Below are 25,748 nucleotides of genomic sequence, written 5' to 3'. Positions count from 1 at the left end.
CCCTGGTTTGTTGCCCTCCGATACAAAGCCCGGTCGAGCCCTTCGCCGCACGGCTTCCACCCCGTCGGCTGTCCGGGTGGCGTCCGAGGTGGGACTCTGGGACCGGAAAGGTGACCGCCGAGGGAACTCGGGAGGGCCCCATGGGACGCGATGTGCCGGCCCTGGTGTTCACGCGGGAGGACCGCCGCCGCTACCGGGAGAAGATGCACACCTGTCTCGACGTGCTGGCGCAGATGCTGCGCGAGTCGACGTTCGAGAGCGAGCGCCCGCGGGTCGGGCTCGAGATCGAACTCAACCTCGTCGACGACGACGGGCTGCCGGCCATGCGGAGCGCCGAGGTGCTTCAGGCCATCGCCGACCCCGCCTGGGACAGTGAGCTGGGGCGCTTCAACCTGGAGATCAACATCCCGCCCCGGGAGCTGACCACCGGCGGGCCCGGCGACTGGGAGCAGGCGATCCGCGACGCCCTCAACCACGCCGAGGACCGCGCCTCGGCGCTCGGCGCCCACCTGATCATGATCGGCATCCTGCCGACCCTCGGCGAGGCCGACGTCGGCGAGGCCGCGCTGTCCGGCGACCCGCGCTACCGGCTGCTCAACGAGCAGATCTTCGCGGCCCGCGGCGAGGACCTGCGCATCGCCGTGGACGGTCAGGAGCGCCTGTCCACGTACGCGGACACGATCACCCCCGAGGCCGCCTGTACGAGCACCCAGTTCCACCTCCAGGTCGCGCCGAAGGACTTCGCCGCCTACTGGAACGCCGCCCAGGCCATCGCCGGTGTGCAGATCGCCCTGGCCGCGAACTCCCCGTACCTCTTCGGCCGGGAGCTGTGGCGCGAGACCCGGATCCCGTTGTTCGAGCAGGCCACGGACACCCGGCCGGTGGAGATCAAGGCGCAGGGCGTCCGGCCGCGGGTGTGGTTCGGGGAGCGGTGGATCACCAGCGTCTTCGACCTGTTCGAGGAGAACGTGCGCTACTTCCCCGCCCTGCTGCCGCTGTGCGACGACGAGGACCCGCGCGCGCTGCACGAACTCGGCCAGGCCCCCGAACTGGGCGAGCTGACCCTGCACAACGGCACCATCTACCGCTGGAACCGGCCCGTCTACGCCGTCACCGACAGCGGGCCGCACCTGCGCATCGAGAACCGCGTCCTGCCCGCGGGCCCCACCGTCTCCGACACCATCGCCAACGGCGCCTTCTACTACGGCCTCACCCGCGCCCTCGTCGACGAGGACCGGCCCGTCTGGTCGCGGATGTCCTTCGCGGCGGCCGAGGAGAACCTGCACACCGCCGCCCGCGACGGCATCGACGCCCGCCTGTACTGGCCGGGCGTGGGCGAGGTCCCCGTCACCGAACTGGTCCTGCGGAGACTGCTGCCGCTGGCCCACCGGGGCCTGGAGCTGGCCGGCATGGACACCGCCTGGCGGGAGCCGCTGCTCGGCATCATCGAGCAGCGCTGTGTCACCGGGCGCAACGGCGCCCTGTGGCAGGCCGAGATGGTGCACCTGCTCGAGAAGGGCACGACCACCGACCGGCGGGAGGCCCTGCGCCGGATGACCACGTCGTACATGGACTACATGCATCTCAACGCGGCCGCGCACACCTGGCCGGTGGACTGACCGGGCCCGCCGCGGCGGGCGGTGCCCGCACAGTTCCCGCCGGATCTGCGCAGGAGCGTCACTCAGGCTGCACACAGCCCGTCCATGGTCTCGTTAGCGTTCTGGCCGTTCGGCCTCCGGCGCGAACACGACCAGGCCGCGGCTGAGCCCGATGGCGCAGGCAACCCAGGAAGACCACCGATGGACTACTGCTCCTCGTGCCGCCGGCACCTCAACGGGGCGCTCGTGTGCCCCGGGTGCGGCGCCTACGCCCCGGACATCGCTCCCTCCGTGGCGGGTCCCACCCAGCCGGCCGTGCCCGGCCCGGCCGTGCCCGGCCCGGCCGCGTCCGGCCCGGCCGCGTCCGGCCCGGCCGCGTCCGGCCCGGCCGCGTCCGGCCCGGCCGCGTCCGGCAGGCACCCGTCCGCCCGGCAGACCGGCACCGGGCCCTGGTTCGACGCCTCCTTCCACGATGGAACCGCGCGTGCCGCCGGCCCGGCGCAGGACGACGCCCCGGACGCATCCGAGGGCGTCGAGGGCTCCGAGGCCGTGACCGCCGCGCCCCAGGGCCGGGCGGCCCGGCGGCGCCGGCGGGCCCGCTGGAAGAAGAACCAGCGCCGGGCCGTGGTCGCCACCGCCGTGGCACTGGTCGGCGGCGGGCTCACCCTGACCTCCCTGGACCGCCAGTCCGGCGACCGGGCCCAGGCGGCCACCGCACCCGAACAGCCGCACACCGACCTGTCCGGGCAGCGGCAGCAGATCGAGCCGCCCAGCCCGGCGGCGACCGTCCCCGACGGCTCCGAGGCCCCGCGCGCCCACACCCCGACCGCACGGCCCACCGCCACCGACGTGGTGCGGGAACCCATGTCGTCCTCGCACACCACCCGGCGGCTCACCCGCCCGGACGCCGCCTCCACCCCGGGGGCGGACAGCTCGCAGGCGCCCCGCACCCAGCCGTCCTCCGCGCCCGCCACCACGGCACCCGCCACTGGCGGCGGCACCTCGTCCGGCGGGCAGGGGCAGACGCCAGAACCCACCCCTACGGACGAGGCGGGCTCCGGCTCCACCCAGGCACCGAACGACCCCCGGGCACCACAGGACACCACCTCGCCCGCACAGCTCTGCGTGCTCAACCTGCTCTGCCTCGGCTGACCCCCGCACCCCGCCTGAGATCACCGTCACGTGACGGTGACACCGCGAAACCGCGCGCCTGAGGTCATGCTGGAAGGAGCCGGCCGCCGTCCCGGCGCCCGGCACCGGCAGGAGCAGTTGGTGGCACTCAGGAGGGAACTCCCCATGGTCGAGCAGGACGATCGCTTCGACGTCGTGGTCCTCGGCGCCGGGCCCGGCGGCTACGTCGCCGCGATCCGCGCCGCGCAGCTGGGCAAGCGCGTCGCGGTCGTGGAGGAGAAGTACTGGGGCGGTGTCTGCCTCAACGTGGGCTGCATCCCCACCAAGGCGCTGCTGCGCAACGCCGAACTGGCGCACATCGTCACCCGCGAGGCGAAGACCTTCGGCATCAGGAGCGACGGGGAGATCAGCTTCGACTACGGCGAGGCGTTCCGGCGCAGCCGCAAGGTGGCCGACGGCCGGGTCAAGGGCGTCCACTACCTGATGAAGAAGAACAAGATCACGGAGATCGACGGCCGCGGCACGTTCCTCGACCCGCACACCCTCCAGGTGGCCGGCTCCGACGGCTCCACCCGCACCATCGGCTTCGAGCACTGCGTCATCGCCACCGGCGCCACGACCAAGCTGCTGCCCGGCACCCGGCTCAGCGACCGCGTGGTCACCTACGAGGAGCTGATCCTCACCGACGAGCTGCCCCGCTCGATCGTCATCGCCGGCGCCGGCGCGATCGGTGTCGAGTTCGCCTATGTGCTGCACAACTACGGCGTGAAGGTCACCATCGTCGAGTTCCTGGACCGGATGACCCCGCTGGAGGACGCCGAGGTCTCCGCCGAACTCGCCAAGCAGTACCGCCGGCTCGGCATCGACGTGCTCACCTCCACCCGCGTCGACGCCGTCGACGACTCCGGTGACCAGGTGCGCGTGACCGTCACCGGCAAGGACGGCGCCCAGCGGGTGCTGGAGGCCGACAAGGTCCTCCAGGCGATCGGCTTCGCCCCCAACGTCTCCGGCTACGGCCTGGAGAACACCGGCGTGCGCGTCACCGAGCGCGGCGCCATCGACGTCGACGGCCGCTGCCGTACGTCCGTCCCGCACCTCTTCGCCATCGGGGACGTGACGGCGAAGCTGATGCTCGCGCACGCCGCCGAGGCGATGGGGGTGATCGCCGCCGAGACCATCGCGGACGCCGAGACGATGGAGCTCGACTACACGATGATCCCGCGTGCCACCTACTGCCAGCCGCAGATCGCCAGCTTCGGCTGGACCGAGGAGCAGGCCCGCGAGCGGGGCTTCGACGTGAAGGTGGCGAAGTTCCCGTTCACCGCCAACGCCAAGGCGCACGGCCTCGGCGACGCCACCGGCTTCGTCAAGCTGATCAGCGACGCGAAGTACGGCGAACTCCTCGGCGGGCACCTCATCGGCCCGGACGTCACCGAGCTGCTGCCCGAACTGACCCTGGCCCAGAAGTGGGACCTCACCGTCCACGAGGTCGCCCGCAACGTCCACGCCCACCCGACCCTCGGCGAGGCGATTCAGGAAGCGGTCCACGGCCTGTCCGGGCACATGATCAACCTCTAGGACGGTCAGGACCGTTCGCGTCACGCCAGCGGACGGCAGTACAGCGCGTCCGGGGTCCGCGCCGAGCCGATCCGGCCGGTGTACGCGATCCCGGCCGCGTACTCGCCGTCGGCGCACTGCCCCTTGTAACGGCCGTACGCGAAGTCGCCGCCCTTGGGCGCCGTCCCGCGCGCGTCCCCCCGGTCGAACCAGACCGTACGGCCGCCGGTGCCGAGCATGCCGGCCGGGGCGGTCGCGCACAGGGCGGCCGAGACCGCCGCCCCGCGCACGCTGTACCCGGCGAGGAACTGCCCGTCGGCGCACTGGAGTTTGGTGTACCCGGACGCCCAGTCGCCGCCGGGCCGGACGTGCCGTTCGTCGCGGACCACCTCGTGCCCGAGGGCCGGACCGCCGAGGGCGCCCGTGGTCACGTCGGAGCACAGGCCGCGGTTCCCGGTGTGGGCGAGGCCCAGCAGCCGCTGTCCGTCGGGACAGACGGCCTTGCGGGCACCCGGGTCGAAGTCGGGCAGCGCGCGCATCCGCCGGGACTGCACGAAGTCGCCGTGATCGGGGCTGAGTTGCGACCACTCGGCGGCCGGGGGCACCGGCCCGGTGCGGCCGGCCGCCTCGACGAGCCGCCGCCAGGCCGGGGCACGCCAGTCGTCGCCGTCGTACACCCCCATCCGGTGCCCGGCCTCGTCCCAGTGGAGCAGGGCCCAGCCGTTGCCGCCGCGGTTCTGGTGCCAGCCGACGAGCGGCCAGAAGGCGAAGTCGGCGTCCGTGCGGATCAGTTGGTCCACGAAGTTCTCGAACCAGGCGCGCGGTTTCGCGGCCGTCTCCGCGCGGCCCCCGACGCCGAACTCGCTGATCCAGAGCGGGGCGGTGAAGTGCCGGTCCTGCTCGGCGGAGACGAAGAAGGCCTGGCGGTTCAGCACGGCGACGAGGTCGTCGGGGCTCAGGTCGCGGTAGCGGGGGTCGCTGGTCTCGCCGATGCCGGTGGCGCCGCTGTGCCGGGGGCCCGTGTAGTCGTAGAAGTGGGCCGAGTACACGAGCTTGCCGGAGTCGACGAGCGTGTGCGAGAGGGTCCGGGCGGGTTCCAGGGTGGGGCGCTCGTGCGCGAAGCCGTCGACGGGGATGCCGGTCCAGTTGATGCCCTCGACCACGATCAGCAGGTCCGGGTTCGCCTCCAGGAGGATGCGGTCGGCGACCCGCTGGGAGGCGGCGAACCAGTCGTGGTCGTCGCCGAGGCCCCAGTTGGGGTCGTCCCACACCGAGCGGCGCACCTCGTTGTACAGGTCGGCGCCGACCACCCGGGGGTCGTCCCGGTACCGGCGGGCCATGAACAGCCAGTCCGCCTCCCAGTCGGCCGTCGAACGGCTCGCGTTCCAGCGTTCGTTGCCGTCGACCCCGCAGCACCACCGGGTGGTGTTGGTGTGGTTGTTCAGGATCACCGCGAGCCGGGCGTCGGTGAGCGCCCGCACCACCGCGTCGTACACCTGGAGCGGGGTCTTCCCGCGCAGGCCGGGGTTGGCGGCGACGGCGTCGTCCGTCACGGGGCGGGTGTCGTGGACCATCTCGTTGGAGAAGGGCAGCCGCACGCTGTTGATGCCGATCTCCTGGAAACCGGCGATGATCTCGGCCATCGGGGCGCGGTCGAGACCGAGCGGGATCCGGCCGGAGTTCTCGCCGGCGTGGTGGTTCGCGTCGTCCTCCATGTCGCCCGAGCCGTTCCATGTGCCGCTCGCCCCGTGCCAGTTGCCGGAGCGCAGCTTGAAGCGGTCGCCGTCCGCGTCGACGATCCAGCGGCCCCGGGTGCTCAGCGGCGGCGTCCAGTCCTCCGCGACGGGTGCGGGGGAGACGGCCGTCTCGGCGGCGGGCCCCGCCGCCCGCGCCTCGGGTACGACCGTGACCGGAGCCATCAGGAGCACCGCGGCGAACGCCGCCCTCACCAAGGAACCGCGCACGGCCACCCTCCCGCCCTTGACATGACTGTGTCACGCCTGCCCGACGGGACCACGGTAGTGCAGGAACGGCCTTACGGCACCGGGTAGTTCGGCCGCCGGTGAACCCGATGAAGCCCCGTCGCTGACGTCAGTAGGTCATCCGTCCCGGACTCTTGACTCGTTCGGCGGTACTCGCGATCCTCGTCGCACATTGAACGAGGCCATGACAACGGGGCCTCGTGCCGTCGCCGACCGAGGGACGTGGGCCGTGACCAGTGCCGGACGCCCGTACCGCAGACGCAAGAACGTCACCGTCGTGTCGCTCCTCCTGCTCGTGCTGTCCCTCGCGCTCGGACCCGTGCCGAGCGCCGCGGCCGGCACCGACTGGTGGAACCCCACGGCCCGGCCCGCACCGGACTCCGGCATCGGGGTGACCGGCGAGCCGTTCACCGGCACCGACGCCCGCGGCGAGGTGCGCGGCTTCGTCGACGCCCACGACCACATCTTCGCCAACGAGGCCTTCGGCGGACGCCTGATCTGCGGCAAGCCCTTCTCCGACAAGGGCGTCGCGGACGCCCTCAAGGACTGCCCCGAGCACTACCCCGACGGCTCGCTCGCCGTCTTCGACTTCATCACCAAGGGCGGCGACGGCCGTCACGACCCCGTCGGCTGGCCCACCTTCAAGGACTGGCCGGCCCACGACTCGCTGACCCACCAGCAGAACTACTACGCCTGGATCGAACGGGCCTGGCGCGGCGGCCAGCGCGTCCTCGTCAACGACCTCGTCACCAACGGCGTGATCTGCTCCGTGTACTTCTTCAAGGACCGCTCCTGCGACGAGATGACGTCCATCCGGCTGCAGGCCAAGCTGACGTACGACCTCCAGGCGTACATCGACCGGATGTACGGCGGCCCCGGAAAGGGCTGGTTCCGGATCGTCACCGACAGCGCACAGGCCCGCCAGGTCATCCAGCAGGGCAAGCTCGCGGTCGTCCTCGGCGTCGAGACGTCCGAGCCGTTCGGCTGCAAGCAGATCCTCGACATCGCGCAGTGCGACAAGGAGGACATCGACAAGGGCCTCGACGAACTCCACGCGCTGGGCGTGCGCAGCATGTTCCTGTGCCACAAGTTCGACAACGCCCTGTGCGGCGTCCGCTTCGACTCCGGCACCCTCGGCACCGCCATCAACGTCGGCCAGTTCCTGTCCACCGGCACGTTCTGGAAGACCGAGAAGTGCACCGGCCCGCAGCACGACAACCCGATCGGCAACGCGACGGCCGCCGAGGCAGAGAAGAAGCTTCCGGCGGGCACCGACGTGCCCTCGTACAGCGCGGACGCGCAGTGCAACGTCCGCGGGCTCACCTCGCTCGGCGAATACGCCGTCCGGGGCATGATGAAACGCAAGATGATGCTCGAGGTCGACCACATGAGCGTCAAGTCCGCCGGCCGCGTCCTCGACATCTTCGAGTCCGCGTCCTACCCCGGCATCGTGTCCTCGCACAGCTGGATGGACCGGGAGTGGACCGAGCGCGTCTACGGTCTCGGGGGCTTCACCGCCCAGTACATGAACGGCTCCGAGCACTTCGTCGCCGAGGCGAAGCGCACCGAGGCGCTGCGCGACAAGTACGGCGTCGGCTACGGCTACGGCACCGACATGAACGGCGTCGGCGGCTGGCCGGCCCCGCGCGGCGCGGACGCCCCGAACAAGGTGACCTACCCCTTCCGCAGCGTCGACGGCGGCTCGGTCATCGACCGCCAGACCACCGGCGAGCGCACCTGGGACATCAACACCGACGGCGCCTCCCACTACGGGCTCGTCCCGGACTGGATCGAGGACATCCGGCGCGTCGGCGGCCAGGACACCGTGGACGACCTGTTCCGGGGTGCCGAGTCCTATCTCGGCACCTGGGCCGCCTCCGAGCGGCACGCGGCCGGCACGAACCTCGCGCGCGGGGCGAAGGCGACGGCCAGCTCCTCGGAGTGGAGCCTGTTCACCAGCTACCAGCCGGGCCGGGCCGTCGACGGCGACGGGAGCACCCGCTGGGCCAGCGACTGGAACGACGACCAGTGGCTCACCGTCGACCTCGGCTCCACCCAGCTCGTCGGACGGGTCACCCTCGACTGGGAGCGGGCGTACGGCAAGGCGTACCGCATCGACCTGTCCACCGACGGCACCACCTGGCGCACCGCCTGGTCCACGACGTCCGGCGACGGCGGCCTCGACACCGCGAAGTTCGCCGGCACACCGGCCCGCTACGTCCGCGTCCAGGGCCTGGACCGGGGCACCGACTGGGGCTACTCCCTGTACGAGGTGGGCGTCCACAGCGGCTGACACCCACGAGAGGGTCTCCATGGCACGACTGCCGTCCGCGGAGCGGCGGCGACAGCTCACCGAGGCGGCGATCAGAGCGATGGCCCGGGACGGCGTCCCCCGGACGACGACCCGGTCCATCGCCGCCGAGGCGGGTGTCTCGCTGAGCGTCTTCCACTACTGCTTCGACTCCAAGCAGGAGCTGATCGAGTCCGTCATCACCACCATCACCGGCCACTACGTGCGGCTGGTGAAGGAGGCCCTGCGCCCCCGCGCGACCCTCGAGGACACCGTCCGCGCGGGCTTCCAGGCGTACTGGGACCACGTCCGCGCCCACCCGGACGAGCACATGCTCACCTACGAGCTGACCCAGTACGCCCTGCGCCAGCCCGGCTTCGAGCATCTGGCCCGGCACCAGTACGAGCTGTACGCCGCCACCTACACCGAGCTGATCGACCAGCTGCACGACACGATGGGCCTGCGCCTGCGGGTCCCCGTCCCGGTCCTCGCCCGCTATCTGGCGGCGATGACCGACGGCCTGACCCTCAACTACCTGGTGCTCGGCGACGACGCGGCCTGGACCGGCATCCTCGACACGGTCACCGCCCACGTCGCGTCCCTGGTGCGCGAGCCCTGACCCCGTACGGCTCAGCCGCGGGCGGGCGCGCCCCGGTCCCCGTGCCGCTCCGTCGCGTCCCGCCGGAACAGCCACGCCATCCGCGGCTCCACCACCCAGCGCAGGGCGCGCCGCACGGGAGGGGTGCACAGCAGCGTCACCACGGTCGCCGCCACGGCGGTCACGACCACCGCCCCCAGCGGCGCCTGGACCCACGCCGGGTCGTACCAGCCGAAGTGCCCGGCCGCCTGCGCGACGAACCCGTGCAGCAGATAGCCGAACAGGGTGCCCGTGCCCAGCACCGTGCACCACATCCGCCGCCCCGGCACCCAGGACAGGAAAGCGGCCAACAGCACCAGCGAGCAGACGAACATCACCGGCGTCATCACCAGCCCGGCCCACGCCGGCGCGCCCAGCTCCTCGGCGCTGTCCCGGTGGTAGAACCAGCCGCCGGCCATCCGCGGCTGTGCCCAGTACGCCACCACCAGCGCGCCCGCGAACACGGGCACCGCGGCCATCCGCACCGCACGCCGCCGCACCCACCCGAAGTGCTCCGGCCGCAGCAGCAGCCCCACCACGAAGTACGGCAGGAACTGCAGGACACGCTGCAGATCCAGGTCGTCGCCGATCGACGACGACAGCGTGGCCAGCATCGCCACGCCGAGCGCCACCGGAACGGCGTACCGCAGCCGCCGCCACAACGGCGCCGTGAGCCGCCACACGAACAGCGCCGCCAGGAACCACGTCAGATACAGGGGGTCCAGCAGGCTGATCGGCCGGCCGGGCTCCCCGTCCGTCCACCGGGTGAAGAACGTGTAGGCCGTCTCGAAGACCACGTACGGCACGAGCAGCCCCGTGACCAGCCGCTTCAGCTGCTCCGGACGGGCTTCAAAGCTTCGCGAGAAATAGCCCGAGATGATGATGAAGGCCGGCATGTGGAACGCGTACACGAGCATGTACAGCGCGCTGACGGTCCGGCTGCCGTCCCGTAGCGGCTCCCACGCGTGCCCCACCGCGACCAGCACGATCGCCGCGTACTTGGCGTTGTCGAAGAACGCGTCCCGCTCCCGGGAAACCGCAGGTCGCGGCGGTGCGGCACGGTCGGGAGCGGTTGCGGTGGCCTGGCTCACCACACCGCCTCCCGGACGGCGCGCGCGGACCCCGGCCGGGGCGACGATGCTCTCGGAGGCAGGACGGGACGGTGGCTGTGCTTCGGCATCCCCCGCGTCTCACCACTTCCGGGTGATCCAAACACGCAGCGTGGGATGCCGCTGGTCACAGGGGTGCGGGCGGCCGGTCGTACGGCCGTCAGGGTGTGCGCTTAACCCATGTGATCGCTTCGAATGGTGCCCTCGGTGGACATGGCTGACGGTGGATCACGTCAAGGCCTGGCTCCAGTGGTGATGAAGCGTCAGCCGCCCAGGCCGTGACGGGAGGAACCACCTATGCGCCCTGTTCGCATGCTGCTCGCCACCGCGACGGCCACGGCCGCGCTGGCGATCGCACCCGCCGCTCACGCCGTCACCACCGGTGACTGGGACAACAACGACGACACGTCCCACAGCAAGGAGCACAAGTCCGAGGACCACGGGAAGTCCGACCACGGGAAGTCCGAGCACGGGAAGTCCGACGACCACGACCAGTCCTACAGCAAGGAGCACGACAAGGAGGGCAAGCACGACGGGCCGCGCGGCGGGGTCCACACCGGTGGCGGAGCGCTCAGCTCCGTCATGAACGGCGGCGACTGGGGCGGCGACAACCCCAAGCACGACCCGGACACCTACCGGAACAAGGAAGACCACGGCAAGGACTGGAAGTCCGAGGAGAAGGGCGACTGGGGCGGCGGTGGCCACGGGAACGACTCCTGGGGCGGCGACCACGAGGAGTCGTGGGGCGGCGGCGGTGACCACGACAAGCCGCGTGGCGGCATGCACACCGGCGGCGGCGGCCTCGCCGCCCCGGGTGTGACGACCGCCGGTCTGGCCGTCCTCGGTGTCGCGGGCGCCGGCATGTACGCGATGCGTCGCAGGAAGGCCGGGTCCGTGGCCTGAGCCACCCCCGGTCCGAGCAGGCCGTCGAGGCCGCCGCACGTGCCCCGCGCGTCGCGGCGGCCCCGCCCTTCCCCCCCGCCAGTCCGCTGCCCCGTCCCAGTGAGGTGGTTTCCCGATGGACGCCGGCCGTCCCTCCGTCCCCCAGCCCGACCCGGCCGGTCCCGACGCCCCGTCCCCGCACTCGCGGCGGACGCGACGCGTGGCCGTCGTCTTCTGGACCGCCATCGCCGCGACCATCCTCTTCACGGTGTTCACCGGCGGGCGGACCGAGGGGAGCGGGAGCGTCAGCGCTCCCCACGCCCCACCCGCCGCCGCCTCCGAGCCCGCGCGGTCCGAGTCCGCCGGACCCGACGCGCGCCCCGGCGGCAAGCACCTGGCCCGGTCCCGCCCGGTGCGGCTGCGCATCCCCAAGATCTCTGTCGACGCCCCCTTCACCGATCTCGCCATCGGCTCCGGCGGACGCCTGGAACCCCCGCCCGCCCACGACACCAACCTCGTCGGCTGGTACGCGAAGGGCGCCTCGCCCGGTGAGCGGGGGACGTCGATCATCGCCGGACACGTCGACACGGCGACCTCCGCCGCCGTCTTCGCCGAGCTGTACCAGCTGAAGAAGGGCGACCGCTTCGAGGTGCTGCGCGCCGACGGGCGCACGGCCGTCTTCGAGGTCGACGACGCGGAGACCTACGACAAGGACACCTTCCCGAGCGACCGCGTCTACCAGGACACCCCGAACGCCCAGGTCCGCCTCATCACCTGCGCGGGCGACTACGACCGTCAGGTCAGGGACTACACCGCCAACCTCGTCGTCTTCGCCCACCTCGTCTGAGCCGCCCCGGGTGACGTCCGCCGGTCCGGCTCCCCGCGCTGACCTCGTGTCCTACAGTGACTGCTGTCAGATCCGGTGAACGAACCTGTGAGGTAGTCGCGAACCATGCCGACCGAGACGTTTGAGTTCCAGGTAGAGGCCCGTCAGCTGCTCCAGCTGATGATCCACTCGGTCTACTCGAACAAGGATGTCTTCCTCCGCGAACTCGTCTCCAACGCCTCCGATGCGCTCGACAAGCTGCGCCTGGAGAAGCTGCGGGACGACACGCTCGACGCCGATGTGTCCGACCTGCACATCGACATCGACGTCGACAAGGAGGCCCGCACCCTCACCGTGCGGGACAACGGCATCGGGATGTCGTACGACGAGGTGGGGCGGCTCATCGGGACCATCGCCAACTCCGGCACCGCGACCTTCCTGAAGGAGCTGCGGGAGGCCGAGGACGAGAAGGGCGCCGAGGGGCTGATCGGCCAGTTCGGCGTCGGCTTCTACTCCGGTTTCATGGTGGCCGACGAGATGACCCTGGTGACCCGGCGGGCCGGCGAGGCCCAGGGCACCCGCTGGTCGTCGCGCGGCGAGGCCACGTACACGCTGGAGACCGTCGACGACGCCCCGCAGGGCACCTCCGTCACCCTGCACCTGAAGCCCGCCGACCCCGAGAACCAGCTCCACGACTACACCTCGCCGTGGACGATCCGGGAGATCGTCAAGCGGTACTCGGACTTCATCACCTGGCCCATCCGGATGGTCCCCGAGAGCGCCGACGGCGACGGGACGCCCGAGCCCGAGACGCTGAACTCGATGAAGGCCCTGTGGGCGCGCTCGCGCGACCAGGTGACCGACGACGAGTACCACGAGCTGTACAAGCACATCAGCCACGACTGGCGCGAACCACTGGAGACCATCCGCCTCCAGGCCGAGGGCACCTTCGAGTACCAGGCCCTGCTGTTCCTGCCGTCGCACGCCCCGTACGACCTGTTCACCCGCGACTACAAGCGCGGCGTCCAGCTGTACGTGAAGCGCGTGTTCATCATGGACGACTGCGAGGCGCTGCTCCCGCCCTACCTGCGCTTCGTCAAGGGCGTCGTGGACGCGGCCGACATCTCCCTGAACGTCTCCCGCGAGATCCTCCAGCAGGACCGGCACATCCGGATGATGCAGCGCCGGCTCACCAAGAAGGTGCTGTCCACGGTCAAGGAGATCATGACCAAGGACGCCGAGCGCTACGCCACGTTCTGGCGGGAGTTCGGCACGGTCCTCAAGGAGGGCCTGGTCACCGACGCGGAGAACAGCGAGGCCATCCTCGCCGTCGCCTCGTTCGCGACGACGCACTCCGAGGACGAGCCGACCACCCTGGCGCAGTACGTCGAACGGATGGGCGACGACCAGAAGGACATCTACTTCATCACCGGCGAGTCCCGGCAGAGCATCGAGAACTCCCCGCACATGGAGGCGTTCCGGGACAAGGGCATCGAGGTGCTGCTGCTCACCGACCCCGTCGACGAGGTGTGGGTCGACGCCGTCGGCGAGTACCAGGGCAGGAAGCTGCGGTCCGTCACCAAGGGCGAGATCGACCTGGACGCCAAGGGCGACGAGCAGGCCGACGCCGAGCGCGAGAAGCAGGCCGAGGACTATGCCGGGCTGCTCGGCTGGATGCGGGAGCGGCTGGAGGAGGACATCAAGGAGGTCCGGCTGTCGACCCGGCTGACGGTCTCGCCCGCCTGCGTCGTCTCGGACGCGCAGGACCTGACCCCGGCCCTGGAGCAGATGTACCGCGCCATGGGCCAGGAGGTGCCGCGCACCAAGCGCATCCTGGAGCTCAACGCCGACCACCCGCTGGTCAAGGGCATGAACCAGGCGTTCAAGAACGACGACGACCGCATGCGCCTCGCCGAGTCCGCCGAACTGCTGCACACGCTGGCCGTGCTCGCCGAGGGTGGCCAGGCGAAGGACCCCGCGCGGTTCGTGAAGCTGGTCGCGGAGCGCATGGAGCGCACCCTGTAGCCGGTCGCGTGCCCCGTACGGCCGTGTGCGCGGGCCGCTGTCAGTGGCCCGCGCTACGTTCCTCGGAGTCGGCTCCCTCACTCCAGGAGGAATCATGGCCTCGCGACTCAACCCCTACATCACGTTCCCCGGTGACGCCCGCCAGGCGCTGGAGTTCTACCAGCAGGTCTTCGGCGGCACCCTCGACCTCAACACCTACGCGTCGATCGGCGGCCAGAAGGACACCCCGCTGGCCGACAAGATCATGCACGGCATGCTGGAGACCCCGAGCGGCTTCACCCTCATGTGCGCCGACAACCCCACGGACGACCACCGCCCCGGCAACAACATCTCCGTGAGCCTGAGCGGCGACGACGAACCGGAGCTGCGGGGCTACTGGGAGAAGCTGTCCGACGGCGCCACGGTGAGCGTGCCGCTGGAGAAACAGATGTGGGGCGACCTGTTCGGCATGTGCACGGACCGCTTCGGCACCACCTGGATGGTGAACATCGCCGGGCAGGACGGCTGAGTGCACGCCGCCGGGCCGCCCTGGCCCGGCGGCGGCCGACCCCCAAGTACTGCTAAAGGATTCTTCACGTACCTTGACAGTGCGTGTACTGCTTCGCGACGTTTGATCCTCGCCACGAAGTTCGACATCGGGGGAGACGGTGGCGACGCGCGGCAAGCGCGTCCGGGGGGACATCTGGGGGGAGCGGTCGCCATGCGATCCACGAACGCCATCACCATTCACAGACCCGAGGACCTGAGCGGCCCGCTGCGCGAGGCGTGGCACGAGGCCATGGACGAATCACCCGAGTACGCCAACCCGTTCCTGTCACCGGAGTTCGCGCTGGGCGTCGGCCGGTACCGCGCGGGCGCGCGGGTGGCCGTGCTGCACCAGCGGGGGGAGGCCGTCGGCTTCCTCCCGTACGAACGCAACGCGCTCGGCGTGGGCCGGGCCATCGGCCTCGGGCTGTCCGACTGTCAGGCCCTGGTGCACCGGCCCGGCGTCACCTGGGACAGCCGTCGACTACTGCGCTCGTGCGGCCTGTCCGTCTTCGAGTTCGACCACCTCGTCGAGGAGCAGCGGCCGTTCGCGCCCTACGTCACCGGCACGTTCGCCTCGCCCGTGCTCGACCTCAAGCCCGCCGAGGGCGACTATCCGGCCTGGCTGCGGGCCACCTACCCGGGGCAGGCCAAGACGACGCTGAAGAAGGAGCGCAGGCTCGGCCGGGACGCCGGCGAGGTCCGGTTCGTGTACGACGAACGCGACCCGCGTGTGCTGCGCACCCTCATGCGCTGGAAGTCCGCCCAGTACCGCAGGACGGGCCGGATGGACCGGTTCTCCCGCCCGTGGATCGTCGGCCTGGTCGACCATCTCTTCCACGTCCGCGAGGAACACTTCACCGGCGTCCTGTCCGTGGTGTACGCGGGGGACCGGCCCGTCGCCGCGCACTTCGGGCCCCGTTCACGCACGGTGCTGGCCGCCTGGTTCACCGCGTACGACCCCGAGTTCGCCTACTACTCGCCCGGCCTGATGATGCATCTGCGGATGGCGTACGCGGCGGGCCGGGACGGCGTCACCGTCATGGACATGGGGCGCGGCGAGAAGGAGTACAAGGACTGGCTGAAGACCCGTGAGCTGCGCGTCGCCGAAGGGTTCGCGACGCGCCCCCACCCGGTCGCGGCGGCCCAGCGGATGTGGCGCAGACCCGTGCGCGGCCTGCGGAACACCGTCCTGGCCCATCCCGCCCTGCGCGACCCCGCCGACCGGCTGCTGAGGACCGCCGGCGGTCTGCGCACCTCTGTCACGTCACGCACGAGAGGAACCGGCTCCCGCACCGGCTGAGCGCCGGCGCCCGCCGTCCCCGATGGCCGCCCGTCCCTCCCGGACGTCGCGGTCGGGGCCCGGCACGCCCTCCTACCCCTCGCACCGCGCCCGACAGGGGGCGGACCTTCGCCGAAGCTCCCATGTCTCACGTCTCAGGTCCCACATCTCACGGAAGAGGTGACCATGCCGTACGGATCGCGGCTCGCCGCGATGATGACGCGGCGCATCGGACGCGAATGCGTCTACACGCCCTCGGCCCGACTCGCGCTCTATCTTGCGCTGCGGCGCTGGTGCCGACCGGGCGGACGCGTCCTGATGTCCCCGGTCAACGACGACGTGATCCTCTTCGTCGTCCTCGCCGCCGGACTGCGCCCCGTGCAGGCCCCCGTCTCCCGCTGGGACGGCAACATCGACCCGGACGCCGTGCCGGAGTCGACCTGGCGCGAGATCGACGCCGTGCTGACCACCAACCTGTACGGCCTGCCGGACCGTGTCATCGAGCTGCGGCGCCGCTGCGACGCGCTCGGCATCCCGCTGATCGAGGACGCCGCGCACGCCATCGGCACCCATGTGGACGGACAGCCCATCGGAACCTTCGGCACGGCCGCCGCGTTCAGCCTCTCCAAGCACGTCGCGGCGACGGCCGGTGGCTTCCTCGCCGTCGAGGACGCGCGCACCCGGCGCGAACTCGAACGGCTGCGCGACGACCTGCTCACCCCGCGCAGGCTGCGGGCCGACCTGACCGTCACTCTGCGCCCCCTGGCCCGTTCCGCGGTCCGCTCCCTCCATCTGGTGCGGCCCGTGTGGCGCACCATGCAGCGGCTCGGGCTGATGGAGCGCGACGACTTCCGGATGGCCCTGCACGCCTCCCGCCTCACGGCCAGCGCCCGCCGCGCCCCCAGCCTGGCCGCCTACGAGCCCTGGGTCCGGGTCGACCTGCACGGCTTCCGCGCCCGGCACGGCGCACTGGTCCGCGGGCAGCTGGAGCTGCGCATGGCCCTCCTCGACGGCGACCTCGCCCGCCGCCGGGACGGTGTCTCCCGGCTCGCCGGCACCACCTGGGCCAGCCCGGCGCTGCGGGAGCGGACCGCGCACGACGGCCCGCCCGCCCTCTTCCGCGTCCCCCTGCTGGTCCACGACCGTGACACGCTGGTGGACCGGCTCGTCGACCGCGGTGTGGTGACCGGGTACATCTACGACCCGCCGCTCGACGACTACGCGGGCGCCGAGTTCGTGGAGCCGTCCCCGGAGCCCTCCGCGGCCCGCTGGTTCGCCGGGCACGTCCTGCCGGCCGACCCCCTCCTGGCCCGCGGGATCGCCGCCGCCCTCACCAGGGAGCGGGTCACGCCCGCCCACCCGCCGCTCACGCCCCGCGCGGGCGAGACGGACGCCGCGCCGACCCCTCCCGCCCCCCTGGGCCAGTGACGTCCGGACCGCCGGACGGCGGCGCGCACGGCTCCCGCCCGCGCCGCCCCGGCCCGTCCGTGCCTACGCTGGAGGGGTGGCCCGGTCCAACGACGAGGTGGCCGCGCTCCTCCAGGAGTACGCGGACCTGATCTCCCTCACCGGAGGCGACGCGTTCAGGGCACGCGTCTACGAGAAGGCGGCCCGCGCCCTCGCCGCCCACCCCGCCGACGTGTCCACCCTCGACGTCCAGCGGCTCAAGGAGATCCCGAACGTCGGCAGGTCCATCGCCGAGAAGGTCGTCGAGTACTTCTCCACCGGCCGGATCGCGGCCCTGGAGGACCTGCGGGCGCGCGTCCCCGCCGGGGTGCGGCAGCTGATGGCCATCCCGACACTCGGTCCCAAGAAGGCCCTCGTCCTCCACCGGGAACTGGGCATCTCCACCGTCGACGAACTCGCCGACGCCATCGCCGAGGAGAGGCTGCGCGGTCTCAAGGGCTTCGGGCCCCGGACGGAGGAGAAGATCCTCCACGGCATCGGCCTGCTGCGCTCTTTCGGCGGCCGGGTCCGCATCGACGTCGCGCTGGACCTGGCGGAGGACGTCGTCGCCGCGCTGTCCCGGCTGCCCGGGTGCGAGCGCTGTGCCTACGCGGGCTCGCTGCGCCGCGTCCGCGAGACGATCGGCGACGTCGACATCCTGGTCGCCGCCGGCGAACCCGGCCCGGTCATGCGGGCCTTCACCGAGCTGCCCGACGTCCGTGAGGTCACCTCACAGGGCGACAAGAAGACGTCGGTCCGCACCGCCCAGGGCCTCCGGATCGATCTGCGGGTCGTCCCGCCGGACTCCTGGGGCGCGGCGCTCCAGTACTTCACCGGCTCCAAGGCGCACAACATCCGTGTCCGCGAACTGGCCGTCCGGCAGAAGCTCAAGCTCTCCGAGTACGGGCTGTTCGACGTCGGGAGCGGTGTGCGGATCGTCTCCGAGACCGAGGAGGAGGTCTACGCCCGGCTCGGGCTGCCCTGGATCCCGCCGACGCTGCGCGAGGACCGGGGCGAGATCGAGGCGGGACTGCGCGGTGAACTGCCCACGCTGCTCCAGGAGAAGGACCTCCGGGGCGATCTGCACACGCACACCGACCTGACCGACGGGCTCGCCCCGCTGGAGGACATGGCCGCGGCCGCCGCCGCGCGGGGATACGCCTACTACGCCGTCACCGACCACGGGCCGGACATGGCGATGCAGCGGATGACCGCCGAGCGCATGCTCGCCCAGCGCGAACGCGTCCGCGCGCTGGACGGGACGTACGGCGGGATGCGGCTGCTGCACGGCGTGGAGCTGAACATCGGGCCGGACGGTGAGGTCGACTGGCCCGCGGAGTTCCTGGCCGGTTTCGACGTGTGCGTGGCCTCGGTGCACTCGCACTTCGACCAGGACCGCGACGCGATGACCAGCCGTCTCGTCCGGGCCTGCGAGAACCCGCACGTGCACATCATCGGCCACCCCACCACCCGCCTGATCGGGCGGCGCCCTGGCATCGACGCCGACCTGGACGCGGTGTTCGCGGCCTGCGCGCGCACCGGCACCGTGCTGGAGATCAACTCCCATCCGGACCGGCTCGACCTGCGCGACGAGGACATCCTGCGGGCCCGGCGGCACGGGGTGCGGTTCGCCGTCGACAGTGACGCCCACGCCGTGACCCACCTGGGCAATCTGCGGTTCGGGGTGGGCACGGCCCAGCGCGGCTGGCTCACCGCGGACGACGTCGTCAACACCTGGCCGCTGGACCGGTTGCGGCGGTTCCTGGACCGGTGACGTCCGGTCCTACTACCCCTGTCAAGACCGCGAGTTGACGGTTTGTTGAGCGCTCACGGAGTAAACGACCGTTCAGGTGTCAATCATCTTGTCATGAACCTGCGGTCCGACGGGCGGGCCGCAGCCTCATGGAGGTGTGGAAATGCACCGCACACTCACCACCGCTCTCGCCGCCTCGGCCGTGTCCGTCGCGACTCTCGTCGTCCTCGCACCGGCCGCCCAGGCCGCCCCCGCGGACAAGCCCCAAGTCCTGTCCAGCTGGACGCAGACGTCCGCGTCCAGCTACAACGCCTGGGTCGCCGCCCGCTCCAACCAGTCGGCCTGGGCCGCCTACGGCTTCGACTGGTCCACCGACTACTGCTCCTCGTCCCCGGACAACCCCTTCGGCTTCCCGTTCTCCACGTCCTGTGCCCGGCACGACTTCGGCTACCGCAACTACAAGGCACAGGGCACGTTCAGCGCCAACAAGTCCCGCCTGGACAGCGCCTTCTACGAAGACCTCAAGCGCGTGTGCGCCGGCTACAGCGGCGCCTCCAAGACCGCCTGCAACAGCACGGCGTGGACCTACTACCAGGCCGTGAAGGCCTTCGGCTGAGCCACCACCGGCACCCGGCGGTGGGGCGCCGCGTCCACGGCGCCCCACCGTCCGCTCCCCACGCTCCTCGTCACCGGCCCGTTCGGTCCGCGGCCCGGAAGGACCGCAGCCGCAGGGAGTTGCCGACCACGAAGACCGAGGAGAAGGCCATCGCCGCCCCCGCGATCATCGGGTTGAGCAGTCCGGCCGCGGCCAGCGGCAGCGCGGCCACGTTGTAGGCGAACGCCCAGAACAGGTTCGACCGGATCGTGCCGAGCGTACGGCGGGCGAGCCGGATGGCGTCGGCGGCGGCGCGCAGGTCGCCGCGCACCAGGGTGAGGTCACCCGCCTCGATCGCCGCGTCCGTACCCGTGCCCATCGCGAGCCCCAGATCGGCCTGGGCCAGCGCGGCCGCGTCGTTGACGCCGTCGCCCACCATGGCGACCGAACGCCCTTCGCTCTGGAGGCGCTTGACGATGTCGGCCTTGTCCTGCGGCAGCACCTCCGCGATCACGTGCTCGGCCGCGATGCCGACCTCACGGGCGACCGCCCCGGCGACCCGCCGGTTGTCACCGGTCAGCAGCATCGGCGTCAGACCGAGGGCCCGCAGCCGCGCGACGGCCTCCCGGCTGGTCTCCTTCACGGCGTCGGCGACCTCCAGCACCGCCCGCGCCGCCCCGTCCCAGGCCACCACGATCGCCGTACGTCCGGCCGCCTCGGCGCCCTCCCGTGCCTGCCGCAGATCCTCCGGAAGCTCCATGTCCCGTTCCGCCAGCAGCCGTTCGCGGCCCACCAGAACTTTGTGTCCGTCGACCACACCCCGCACGCCGAGCCCCGGCACGTTCGCGAAGTCCTCGGGCGCGGGAAGCGAACCGTGCCGGGCCCGGGCCCCCTCGGCCACCGCGCGGGCCACCGGGTGCTCGGAGGAGTGCTCCAGCGCCCCCGCCAGCCGCAGGACGTCCTCCTGCGCGGTGCCGGCGGCGGTGTGCACGGCGAGCAGCGTCATCCGGCCGGTCGTGACCGTGCCCGTCTTGTCCAGGACGACGGTGTCGACCCGGCGCGTCGACTCCAGCACCTCGGGCCCCTTGATCAGGATGCCGAGCTGGGCGCCGCGCCCGGTGCCCACCAGCAGCGCGGTCGGCGTGGCCAGCCCCAGCGCGCAGGGGCAGGCGATGATGAGTACGGCCACGGCGGCCGTGAAGGCGGCGGCGGGTCCGGCGCCGTTGCCCAGCCAGAAGCCGAGGGTGCCCAGCGCGAGGGCGATGACGACGGGCACGAAGACGGCGGAGATCCGGTCCGCCAGCCGCTGGGCGGCGGCCTTGCCGTTCTGCGCGTCCTCCACCAGCCGCGCCATCCGCGCGAGCTGGGTGTCCGCCCCGACCCGCGTCGCCTCGACGACGAGCCGCCCGCCCGCGTTGAGCGTCGCGCCCGTGACCGGGTCTCCCACGGTCACCTCCACCGGCACGGACTCACCCGTCAGCATCGAGGCGTCCACCGCGGACGACCCCTCGACCACCGTGCCGTCGGTCGCGATCTTCTCCCCGGGACGGACCAGGAAGCGGTCGCCGACCGGCAACTCCGCGATGGGACGGGTCCGTTCGGTGCCGTCCGGACCCAGGACGGTGACGTCCTTGGCGCCCAGCTCCAGCAGGGCCTTCAGCGCGGCGCCCGCCTTGCGCCGGGAGCGGGCCTCGAAGTAGCGCCCGGCCAGGATGAAGGCGGTGACACCGGCCGCCGCCTCCAGATAGATGTTCCCCGAGCCGTCGCCGCGGGCGATCGTCAGCTCGAAGGGGTGCGTCATCCCCGGCTCGCCCGCCGTGCCCAGGAACAGCGCCCACAGCGACCACAGGAACGCGGCCGAGGTGCCGACCGAGATGAGGGTGTCCATGGTGGCGGCGCCGTGCCGCAGATTGGTGAACGCGGCCCGGTGGAACGGCCAGGCGGCATAGGTCACGACGGGCGCCGCCAGGGTGAGCGAGAGCCACTGCCAGTTCTCGAACTGCAGCGCCGGGACCATCGCCATCGCGACCACGGGCACCGCCAGGACCACCGCGGTCACCAACCGCTGCCTGAGCGGCCGCAGTCCGTCGTCCTCCTCACGGCCCTGCTCCGCCGGCGCCTCGGTCGCGGCCGGCGCGGGCTCCCGGGCGGTGTACCCGGTCGCCTCGACGGTGGCGATCAGCTCCTGGACGGTGACCCCGGCGGCGAAGCTGACCTTGGCCTTCTCGGTCGCGTAGTTGACGGTGGCGCTCACGCCCTCCATACGGTTCAGCTTCTTCTCGACGCGCGCGGCGCACGACGCGCACGTCATGCCGCCGATGACGAGTTCCACGTCACTCGTCGGGCCGGTCGCGGTGGTGGTCATCGCTGCTCCTGGTGCGGGATGTCCTGGTGCGGGACGCGGGCGGGGCCCGGTGCGTCCGGGCCCCGGGGGAGGGGCGGATCAGGCGGCGCGGCCGGTGAGCTCGTAGCCGGCGTCGTCCACGACCGCGGCGATACGGGCATCGTCCGGCTCGGCGGCACTGGTCACGGTGACATGGCCCGTGGCGAGATCGACGTCGACCCCGGTGACGCCGTCCAGCCCTCCGATGGCCTTGGTCAGCGTGGCCCGGCAGTGGCCGCAGCTCATACCGGTGACGGCGTACGTGGTGGTGGACATGCGGTCCTCCTGTGATCGGTGATGGTCGTGGGCAGGCCCGCCCTCGATACGGGGTGGGGGTACCCTTACGAGGCTCCATATATACCCCTAGGGGGTAGCGTGAGCAAGCCTGAACCCGACTTGACTTGATACCCCCCAGGGGTATGGTGAAGTGCATCGAACGACCACGACGCCGTACCTGACCCGCAGGAGACCGCCATGCATGCCGGACTGAGGATCACCGCGTTCACCGCCGCGCTGGCCGCGACCTTCGGCACCGCCTACGGCGTGGGCGAGGCCCTCGACCCCGTCATCGACGACGCCACGCCCACCGCCCGCCACGACACGCACCCGGGGGCATCCCCGGAGCCGGAGTCGGGGCCTGGGGATGGGGAGGGGGATGGGGGTCATGGCGGTCACGAGGCGGAGCCCGCCGGGGGACTGCAGATCTCCGAGGGCGGCTACACCCTCGACCTCGCCACCGCGCGGGTCGCGGCGGGCAAGCGCTCCGAGCTGAGCTTCGTCGTCCGCGACAGCGCGGGCCGCGCGGTCACCGCCTATCAGCGGGAGCACGACAAGGAGTTGCACCTCATCGTGGCCTCACGCGACCTGGGGACCTACCGCCATCTGCACCCCACCCGCGCCGCCGACGGCACCTGGAGCATCCCGGTCGACCTGCCCCGCGCCGGCGGCTACCGGGTCTTCGCCGACTTCACCCCGGCCAAGAAGGGCGCGGAGAACCTCACCCTGGGCGCGGACCTGGCGGCCTCCGGCCCGTACGAGCCCCAGCCGCTGCCCGCGCCACGGCGCACCGCGAAGGTCCACGGCTACGAGGTCCGCCTCGACGGCGCGCTGCGACCGGGCAGGGCGGGCGAGCTGCAACTGACGGTCTCCCGTGCCGGCCGCCCGGTGACCGACCTCCAGCCCTACCTGGGCGCCTACGGCCACCTGGTCGCCCTGCGCTCCGGAGACCTCGCCTACCTGCACGTCCACCCCAACGGCGAACCCGGCGACGGCACGACGAAACCCGGCCCGGACGTCTCCTTCACCGCCACGGCGCCGAGCACCGGCACCTACCGGCTCTTCCTCGACTTCAAGCACGAGGGCAAGGTCCACACGGCGGCCTTCACGGTCCGTACCGGCACCCCCGGCACCCCGGCGCCCTCGGAGGAGCCCGCCACCCCGCACGACGACACGTCCGGGCACGGGCACTGAGTCCCGCCTCCTTCTTACGGCCGCGTCGGCCAGATCAGCGCCTGGGCGACGATGACGTTCTCCCCGTTGAAGGTGACGGCGGGGCCTTCGTGCAGTTCGTAGCCAAGACCGATCGCCTCGCTCACCCGCTGGCAGAACGTGGCGTCATCGGGCCCGGTCAGGACTCGGTAGACGGGCAACCCGTCCGGTGGTGTGCTCATGGGCCAAGGATCTCAGGCAAGCTCCAGGCGCCCATGAGCACCCCCAGCTCACTTTCAGGGATGTATCTGCTCGACGAGACGGATGTTGCAGGAGGCGTGCGGCGTGCCGTTCTTCGGGAACACCCAGTCCGTGTCCCGCTCAGCCCAACGCCCGATCCAGGTTGTACGCGGCGCTGATCAGCGCCAGATGTGTGAACGCCTGGGGGAAGTTGCCCTGTTGTTCGCCGGTGTGGCTGATCTCCTCGGCGTACAGGCCCAGGTGGTTGGCGTACGTCAGCATCTTCTCGAAGGCCAGGCGGGCTTCGTCCAGTCGGCCCGCGTGGACCAGCGCCTCCACGTACCAGAAGGAGCAGATGGAGAACGTGCCCTCGGTGCCGTCCAGGCCGTCCGGGCTGATCCGCGGGTCGTACCGGTAGACCAGCGAGTCGGAGACCAATTCCCCGGCGAGGGCGTCGAGGGTGGACAGCCACTTGGGGTCGGTCGGGGCGATGAACTTCGTCAACGGCATCATCAGGACGGCCGCGTCCAGTACGTCGGTGTCCTCGTGCTGCACGAACGCCTGCCGGGACGGGGACCAGCCGTGGCTCATGATCCGCCGGTAGATGGTGTCCCGGCACCTCTGCCAGCGGATCAGGTCGGCGGGCAGCCCGCGCCGGTTCGCCATCCGGATGGCCCGCTCGATCGCCACCCAGCACATCAGCCGGGAGTACAGGAACTTCCTGCGTCCGCCGCGCGTCTCCCAGATCCCCTCGTCGGGCTGGTCCCAGTGCGCGCACACCCAGTCGACCAGTGCGCACACGTCGTCCCACTGGTCGCTGGAGATCGGCTGCGCCCACTTGTCGTACAGATAGACCGAGTCGATCAGCGCGCCGTAGATGTCGAGCTGGAGCTGGTCGGCGGCGGCGTTGCCGACCCGGACCGGCGCCGACCTCAAGTGGCCCTCCAGATGCCCGAGTTCCCGCTCGGGGATGTCCGCGCGGCCGTCGATGCCGTACATGATCTGCAACGGTCCTGAGCCCCGGCCGTCGCCCGGGGTGATGTGCCGGCTCAGGAACCGCATGAACGCCTCGGCCTCGTCGCTGAACCCCAGCCGCAGCATGGCGTACACGGCGAAGGCGGCGTCGCGCACCCAGGTGTACCGGTAGTCCCAGTTGCGCTCGCCGCCGAGCTGTTCGGGCAGGCTCGTGGTCGGCGCGGCCACGATGGCGCCGGTCGGGGAGTAGGTGAGCAGCTTCAGGGTGAGGGCCGAGCGGTGCACCATCTCCCGCCAGCGGCCCCGGTACTTGGAGGAGGCCAGCCAGCGCCGCCAGTACGCCACGGTGCCGCGCATGTCCTCCTCCGCCTCGGCCCACGCACAGCGCCGCGGGGTCACCTCGCCCCCGACCTGGTCCAGCGCGAACACCGCCCCCTCGCCCTCGGCGATCGTGAACTCGGCGTACACGTCGGGTCCGTCGACCTCCAGCGGCACGGTCGAGGTCAGCCCCAGCGACAGCTTCGCGGACTCGAACACCGCCACCCCGTCGATCATGCGCACGGTGTGCCGGTCGGAGCCGTAGCCGAAGCGCGGCGCGACACGCGTACGGAACGGGATCGACCCGCGCACGCACACCACACGCCGGATCAGCCGGTGCCGGTCCGCCTCGGCCGGCCCCACGCCGACCGGCATGAAGTCCTGGATCTCCCCGACGCCGTCCTCGGTGAAGAACCGGGTGATCAGCACGTTCGTGTCGGGGAAGTAGAACTGCTTGGTCCGCGCGGGCACCGCTGCCGCCAGCTCGAAGCACCCGCCCCGCTCGGCGTCCAGGATGGAGGCGAACACGCTGGGGGAGTCGAAGGACCCGCAGCAGTACCAGTCGATCGTGCCGTCCGTGCCCACCAGGGCCACACTGCGCAGATCACCGATCAGCCCGTGGTCGGCGATCGGCACGTACCCCTTCGCCCCGGGTGCGTCCGCCTCGATGGGAGTCGTGCTCATCGCAGCCTCCTCGGCCCGCCATGCGCTCGTTCCCCAGGGTAGAAGGAAACGGGCGGACGGGCCTGGCCGGACGGGCGCGGGC

The 25,748-nt window shown here is 71.6% G+C and carries 20 protein-coding genes; 14 read left to right on the top strand and 6 right to left on the bottom strand.

Annotated features, from left to right (window positions below):
- The first annotated feature begins 140 nt into the window (after positions 1–140).
- From F8R89_RS04425 to lpdA, 3 genes are all read left to right on the top strand, one after another.
- Positions 141–1,619, top strand: a complete 1,479-nt coding sequence (locus F8R89_RS04425) for a glutamate-cysteine ligase family protein (protein WP_151782717.1) — start codon at positions 141–143, stop codon at positions 1,617–1,619.
- A 180-nt stretch (positions 1,620–1,799) separates the two neighbouring features.
- Positions 1,800–2,750 (top strand): hypothetical protein, encoded by a 951-nt coding sequence (locus F8R89_RS36120; RefSeq protein ID WP_192806042.1) that lies wholly within the window; start codon positions 1,800–1,802, stop codon positions 2,748–2,750.
- 144 nt (positions 2,751–2,894) lie between these two features.
- Positions 2,895–4,307, top strand: coding sequence for a dihydrolipoyl dehydrogenase (gene lpdA / locus F8R89_RS04415; RefSeq protein WP_151787993.1), 1,413 nt, complete (start codon positions 2,895–2,897; stop codon positions 4,305–4,307).
- Between the two features lie 20 nt (positions 4,308–4,327).
- Here lpdA and F8R89_RS04410 read toward each other — a convergent pair whose 3' ends face one another.
- Complete coding sequence (locus tag F8R89_RS04410; RefSeq protein ID WP_151787992.1) at positions 4,328–6,205, bottom strand: glycoside hydrolase family 5 protein; 1,878 nt, start codon at positions 6,203–6,205, stop codon at positions 4,328–4,330.
- Positions 6,206–6,497: 292 nt separating this feature from the next.
- On the opposite strand from F8R89_RS04410, the gene F8R89_RS04405 reads away from it, so the two are divergent.
- Both F8R89_RS04405 and F8R89_RS04400 read left to right on the top strand, forming a co-directional pair.
- Positions 6,498–8,561 (top strand): discoidin domain-containing protein, encoded by a 2,064-nt coding sequence (locus tag F8R89_RS04405; RefSeq protein WP_225994326.1) that lies wholly within the window; start codon positions 6,498–6,500, stop codon positions 8,559–8,561.
- A gap of 19 nt (positions 8,562–8,580) precedes the next feature.
- Positions 8,581–9,177: a TetR/AcrR family transcriptional regulator gene (locus tag F8R89_RS04400; RefSeq protein WP_151782714.1), complete on the top strand. Its 597-nt coding sequence runs from the start codon at positions 8,581–8,583 to the stop codon at positions 9,175–9,177.
- Between the two features lie 11 nt (positions 9,178–9,188).
- Here the strand turns inward: F8R89_RS04400 and F8R89_RS04395 are convergent, their stop codons facing one another.
- Positions 9,189–10,286: an acyltransferase family protein gene (locus tag F8R89_RS04395; protein WP_318841278.1), complete on the bottom strand. Its 1,098-nt coding sequence runs from the start codon at positions 10,284–10,286 to the stop codon at positions 9,189–9,191.
- 315 nt (positions 10,287–10,601) lie between these two features.
- On the opposite strand from F8R89_RS04395, the gene F8R89_RS04390 reads away from it, so the two are divergent.
- The 8 genes from F8R89_RS04390 to F8R89_RS04355 all read left to right on the top strand — a co-directional run bounded on the left by F8R89_RS04390 (position 10,602) and on the right by F8R89_RS04355 (position 19,659).
- Positions 10,602–11,207 carry a hypothetical protein gene (locus tag F8R89_RS04390; RefSeq protein ID WP_151782712.1) on the top strand — a complete coding sequence of 202 codons (606 nt, stop codon included), beginning with the start codon at positions 10,602–10,604 and terminating at the stop codon, positions 11,205–11,207.
- A 115-nt stretch (positions 11,208–11,322) separates the two neighbouring features.
- Positions 11,323–12,033: a class F sortase gene (locus tag F8R89_RS04385; protein WP_151782711.1), complete on the top strand. Its 711-nt coding sequence runs from the start codon at positions 11,323–11,325 to the stop codon at positions 12,031–12,033.
- A gap of 105 nt (positions 12,034–12,138) precedes the next feature.
- Positions 12,139–14,037: a molecular chaperone HtpG gene (gene htpG, locus F8R89_RS04380; RefSeq protein WP_151782710.1), complete on the top strand. Its 1,899-nt coding sequence runs from the start codon at positions 12,139–12,141 to the stop codon at positions 14,035–14,037.
- A 94-nt stretch (positions 14,038–14,131) separates the two neighbouring features.
- Positions 14,132–14,545, top strand: coding sequence for a VOC family protein (locus F8R89_RS04375; protein WP_151782709.1), 414 nt, complete (start codon positions 14,132–14,134; stop codon positions 14,543–14,545).
- Positions 14,546–14,737: 192 nt separating this feature from the next.
- Positions 14,738–15,865 carry a GNAT family N-acetyltransferase gene (locus F8R89_RS04370; protein ID WP_151782708.1) on the top strand — a complete coding sequence of 376 codons (1,128 nt, stop codon included), beginning with the start codon at positions 14,738–14,740 and terminating at the stop codon, positions 15,863–15,865.
- 165 nt (positions 15,866–16,030) lie between these two features.
- Positions 16,031–17,272: a DegT/DnrJ/EryC1/StrS family aminotransferase gene (locus F8R89_RS04365; RefSeq protein ID WP_151782707.1), complete on the top strand. Its 1,242-nt coding sequence runs from the start codon at positions 16,031–16,033 to the stop codon at positions 17,270–17,272.
- 76 nt (positions 17,273–17,348) lie between these two features.
- A complete protein-coding gene (gene polX / locus F8R89_RS04360) occupies positions 17,349–19,064 on the top strand; it encodes a DNA polymerase/3'-5' exonuclease PolX (protein ID WP_151782706.1) in 1,716 nt (571 codons plus the stop codon).
- A 142-nt stretch (positions 19,065–19,206) separates the two neighbouring features.
- Positions 19,207–19,659 (top strand): phospholipase, encoded by a 453-nt coding sequence (locus F8R89_RS04355; protein ID WP_151782705.1) that lies wholly within the window; start codon positions 19,207–19,209, stop codon positions 19,657–19,659.
- Positions 19,660–19,729: 70 nt separating this feature from the next.
- Here the strand turns inward: F8R89_RS04355 and F8R89_RS04350 are convergent, their stop codons facing one another.
- Positions 19,730–22,003, bottom strand: coding sequence for a heavy metal translocating P-type ATPase (locus F8R89_RS04350; RefSeq protein ID WP_151782704.1), 2,274 nt, complete (start codon positions 22,001–22,003; stop codon positions 19,730–19,732).
- 78 nt (positions 22,004–22,081) lie between these two features.
- Positions 22,082–22,297, bottom strand: a complete 216-nt coding sequence (locus F8R89_RS04345; protein ID WP_151782703.1) for a heavy-metal-associated domain-containing protein — start codon at positions 22,295–22,297, stop codon at positions 22,082–22,084.
- A 198-nt stretch (positions 22,298–22,495) separates the two neighbouring features.
- Between F8R89_RS04345 and F8R89_RS04340 the strand changes: the two genes are divergently transcribed.
- Positions 22,496–23,491, top strand: a complete 996-nt coding sequence (locus F8R89_RS04340) for a hypothetical protein (protein WP_151782702.1) — start codon at positions 22,496–22,498, stop codon at positions 23,489–23,491.
- Between the two features lie 14 nt (positions 23,492–23,505).
- Here the strand turns inward: F8R89_RS04340 and F8R89_RS04335 are convergent, their stop codons facing one another.
- Both F8R89_RS04335 and F8R89_RS04330 read right to left on the bottom strand, forming a co-directional pair.
- Positions 23,506–23,691 (bottom strand): DUF1737 domain-containing protein, encoded by a 186-nt coding sequence (locus tag F8R89_RS04335; RefSeq protein WP_151782701.1) that lies wholly within the window; start codon positions 23,689–23,691, stop codon positions 23,506–23,508.
- A gap of 139 nt (positions 23,692–23,830) precedes the next feature.
- Positions 23,831–25,666 (bottom strand): glycoside hydrolase family 15 protein, encoded by a 1,836-nt coding sequence (locus F8R89_RS04330; RefSeq protein WP_151782700.1) that lies wholly within the window; start codon positions 25,664–25,666, stop codon positions 23,831–23,833.
- Between the last annotated feature and the right edge of the window lie 82 nt (positions 25,667–25,748).

The sequence above is a fragment of the Streptomyces sp. SS1-1 genome (assembly GCF_008973465.1).
In the GTDB taxonomy this organism is placed as follows: Bacteria; Actinomycetota; Actinomycetes; order Streptomycetales; family Streptomycetaceae; genus Streptomyces.
The sequence above is the reverse complement of the archived record's forward strand: the minus strand, read 5'-3'. Positions and strand labels throughout refer to the sequence as shown.

What these genes read in the sequence shown, in the direction of transcription:
- F8R89_RS04425 (WP_151782717.1), top strand. Translation starts at nt 141, where the DNA reads ATGGGACGCGATGTGCCGGCCCTGGTGTTCACGCGGGAGGACCGCCGC.
- F8R89_RS36120 (WP_192806042.1), top strand. Translation starts at nt 1,800, where the DNA reads ATGGACTACTGCTCCTCGTGCCGCCGGCACCTCAACGGGGCGCTCGTG.
- lpdA (WP_151787993.1), top strand. Translation starts at nt 2,895, where the DNA reads ATGGTCGAGCAGGACGATCGCTTCGACGTCGTGGTCCTCGGCGCCGGG.
- F8R89_RS04410 (WP_151787992.1), bottom strand. Translation starts at nt 6,205, where the DNA reads ATGGCTCCGGTCACGGTCGTACCCGAGGCGCGGGCGGCGGGGCCCGCC.
- F8R89_RS04400 (WP_151782714.1), top strand. Translation starts at nt 8,581, where the DNA reads ATGGCACGACTGCCGTCCGCGGAGCGGCGGCGACAGCTCACCGAGGCG.
- F8R89_RS04390 (WP_151782712.1), top strand. Translation starts at nt 10,602, where the DNA reads ATGCGCCCTGTTCGCATGCTGCTCGCCACCGCGACGGCCACGGCCGCG.
- F8R89_RS04385 (WP_151782711.1), top strand. Translation starts at nt 11,323, where the DNA reads ATGGACGCCGGCCGTCCCTCCGTCCCCCAGCCCGACCCGGCCGGTCCC.
- htpG (WP_151782710.1), top strand. Translation starts at nt 12,139, where the DNA reads ATGCCGACCGAGACGTTTGAGTTCCAGGTAGAGGCCCGTCAGCTGCTC.
- F8R89_RS04375 (WP_151782709.1), top strand. Translation starts at nt 14,132, where the DNA reads ATGGCCTCGCGACTCAACCCCTACATCACGTTCCCCGGTGACGCCCGC.
- F8R89_RS04370 (WP_151782708.1), top strand. Translation starts at nt 14,738, where the DNA reads ATGCGATCCACGAACGCCATCACCATTCACAGACCCGAGGACCTGAGC.
- F8R89_RS04365 (WP_151782707.1), top strand. Translation starts at nt 16,031, where the DNA reads ATGCCGTACGGATCGCGGCTCGCCGCGATGATGACGCGGCGCATCGGA.
- F8R89_RS04355 (WP_151782705.1), top strand. Translation starts at nt 19,207, where the DNA reads ATGCACCGCACACTCACCACCGCTCTCGCCGCCTCGGCCGTGTCCGTC.
- F8R89_RS04350 (WP_151782704.1), bottom strand. Translation starts at nt 22,003, where the DNA reads ATGACCACCACCGCGACCGGCCCGACGAGTGACGTGGAACTCGTCATC.
- F8R89_RS04345 (WP_151782703.1), bottom strand. Translation starts at nt 22,297, where the DNA reads ATGTCCACCACCACGTACGCCGTCACCGGTATGAGCTGCGGCCACTGC.
- F8R89_RS04340 (WP_151782702.1), top strand. Translation starts at nt 22,496, where the DNA reads ATGCATGCCGGACTGAGGATCACCGCGTTCACCGCCGCGCTGGCCGCG.
- F8R89_RS04335 (WP_151782701.1), bottom strand. Translation starts at nt 23,691, where the DNA reads ATGAGCACACCACCGGACGGGTTGCCCGTCTACCGAGTCCTGACCGGG.
- F8R89_RS04330 (WP_151782700.1), bottom strand. Translation starts at nt 25,666, where the DNA reads ATGAGCACGACTCCCATCGAGGCGGACGCACCCGGGGCGAAGGGGTAC.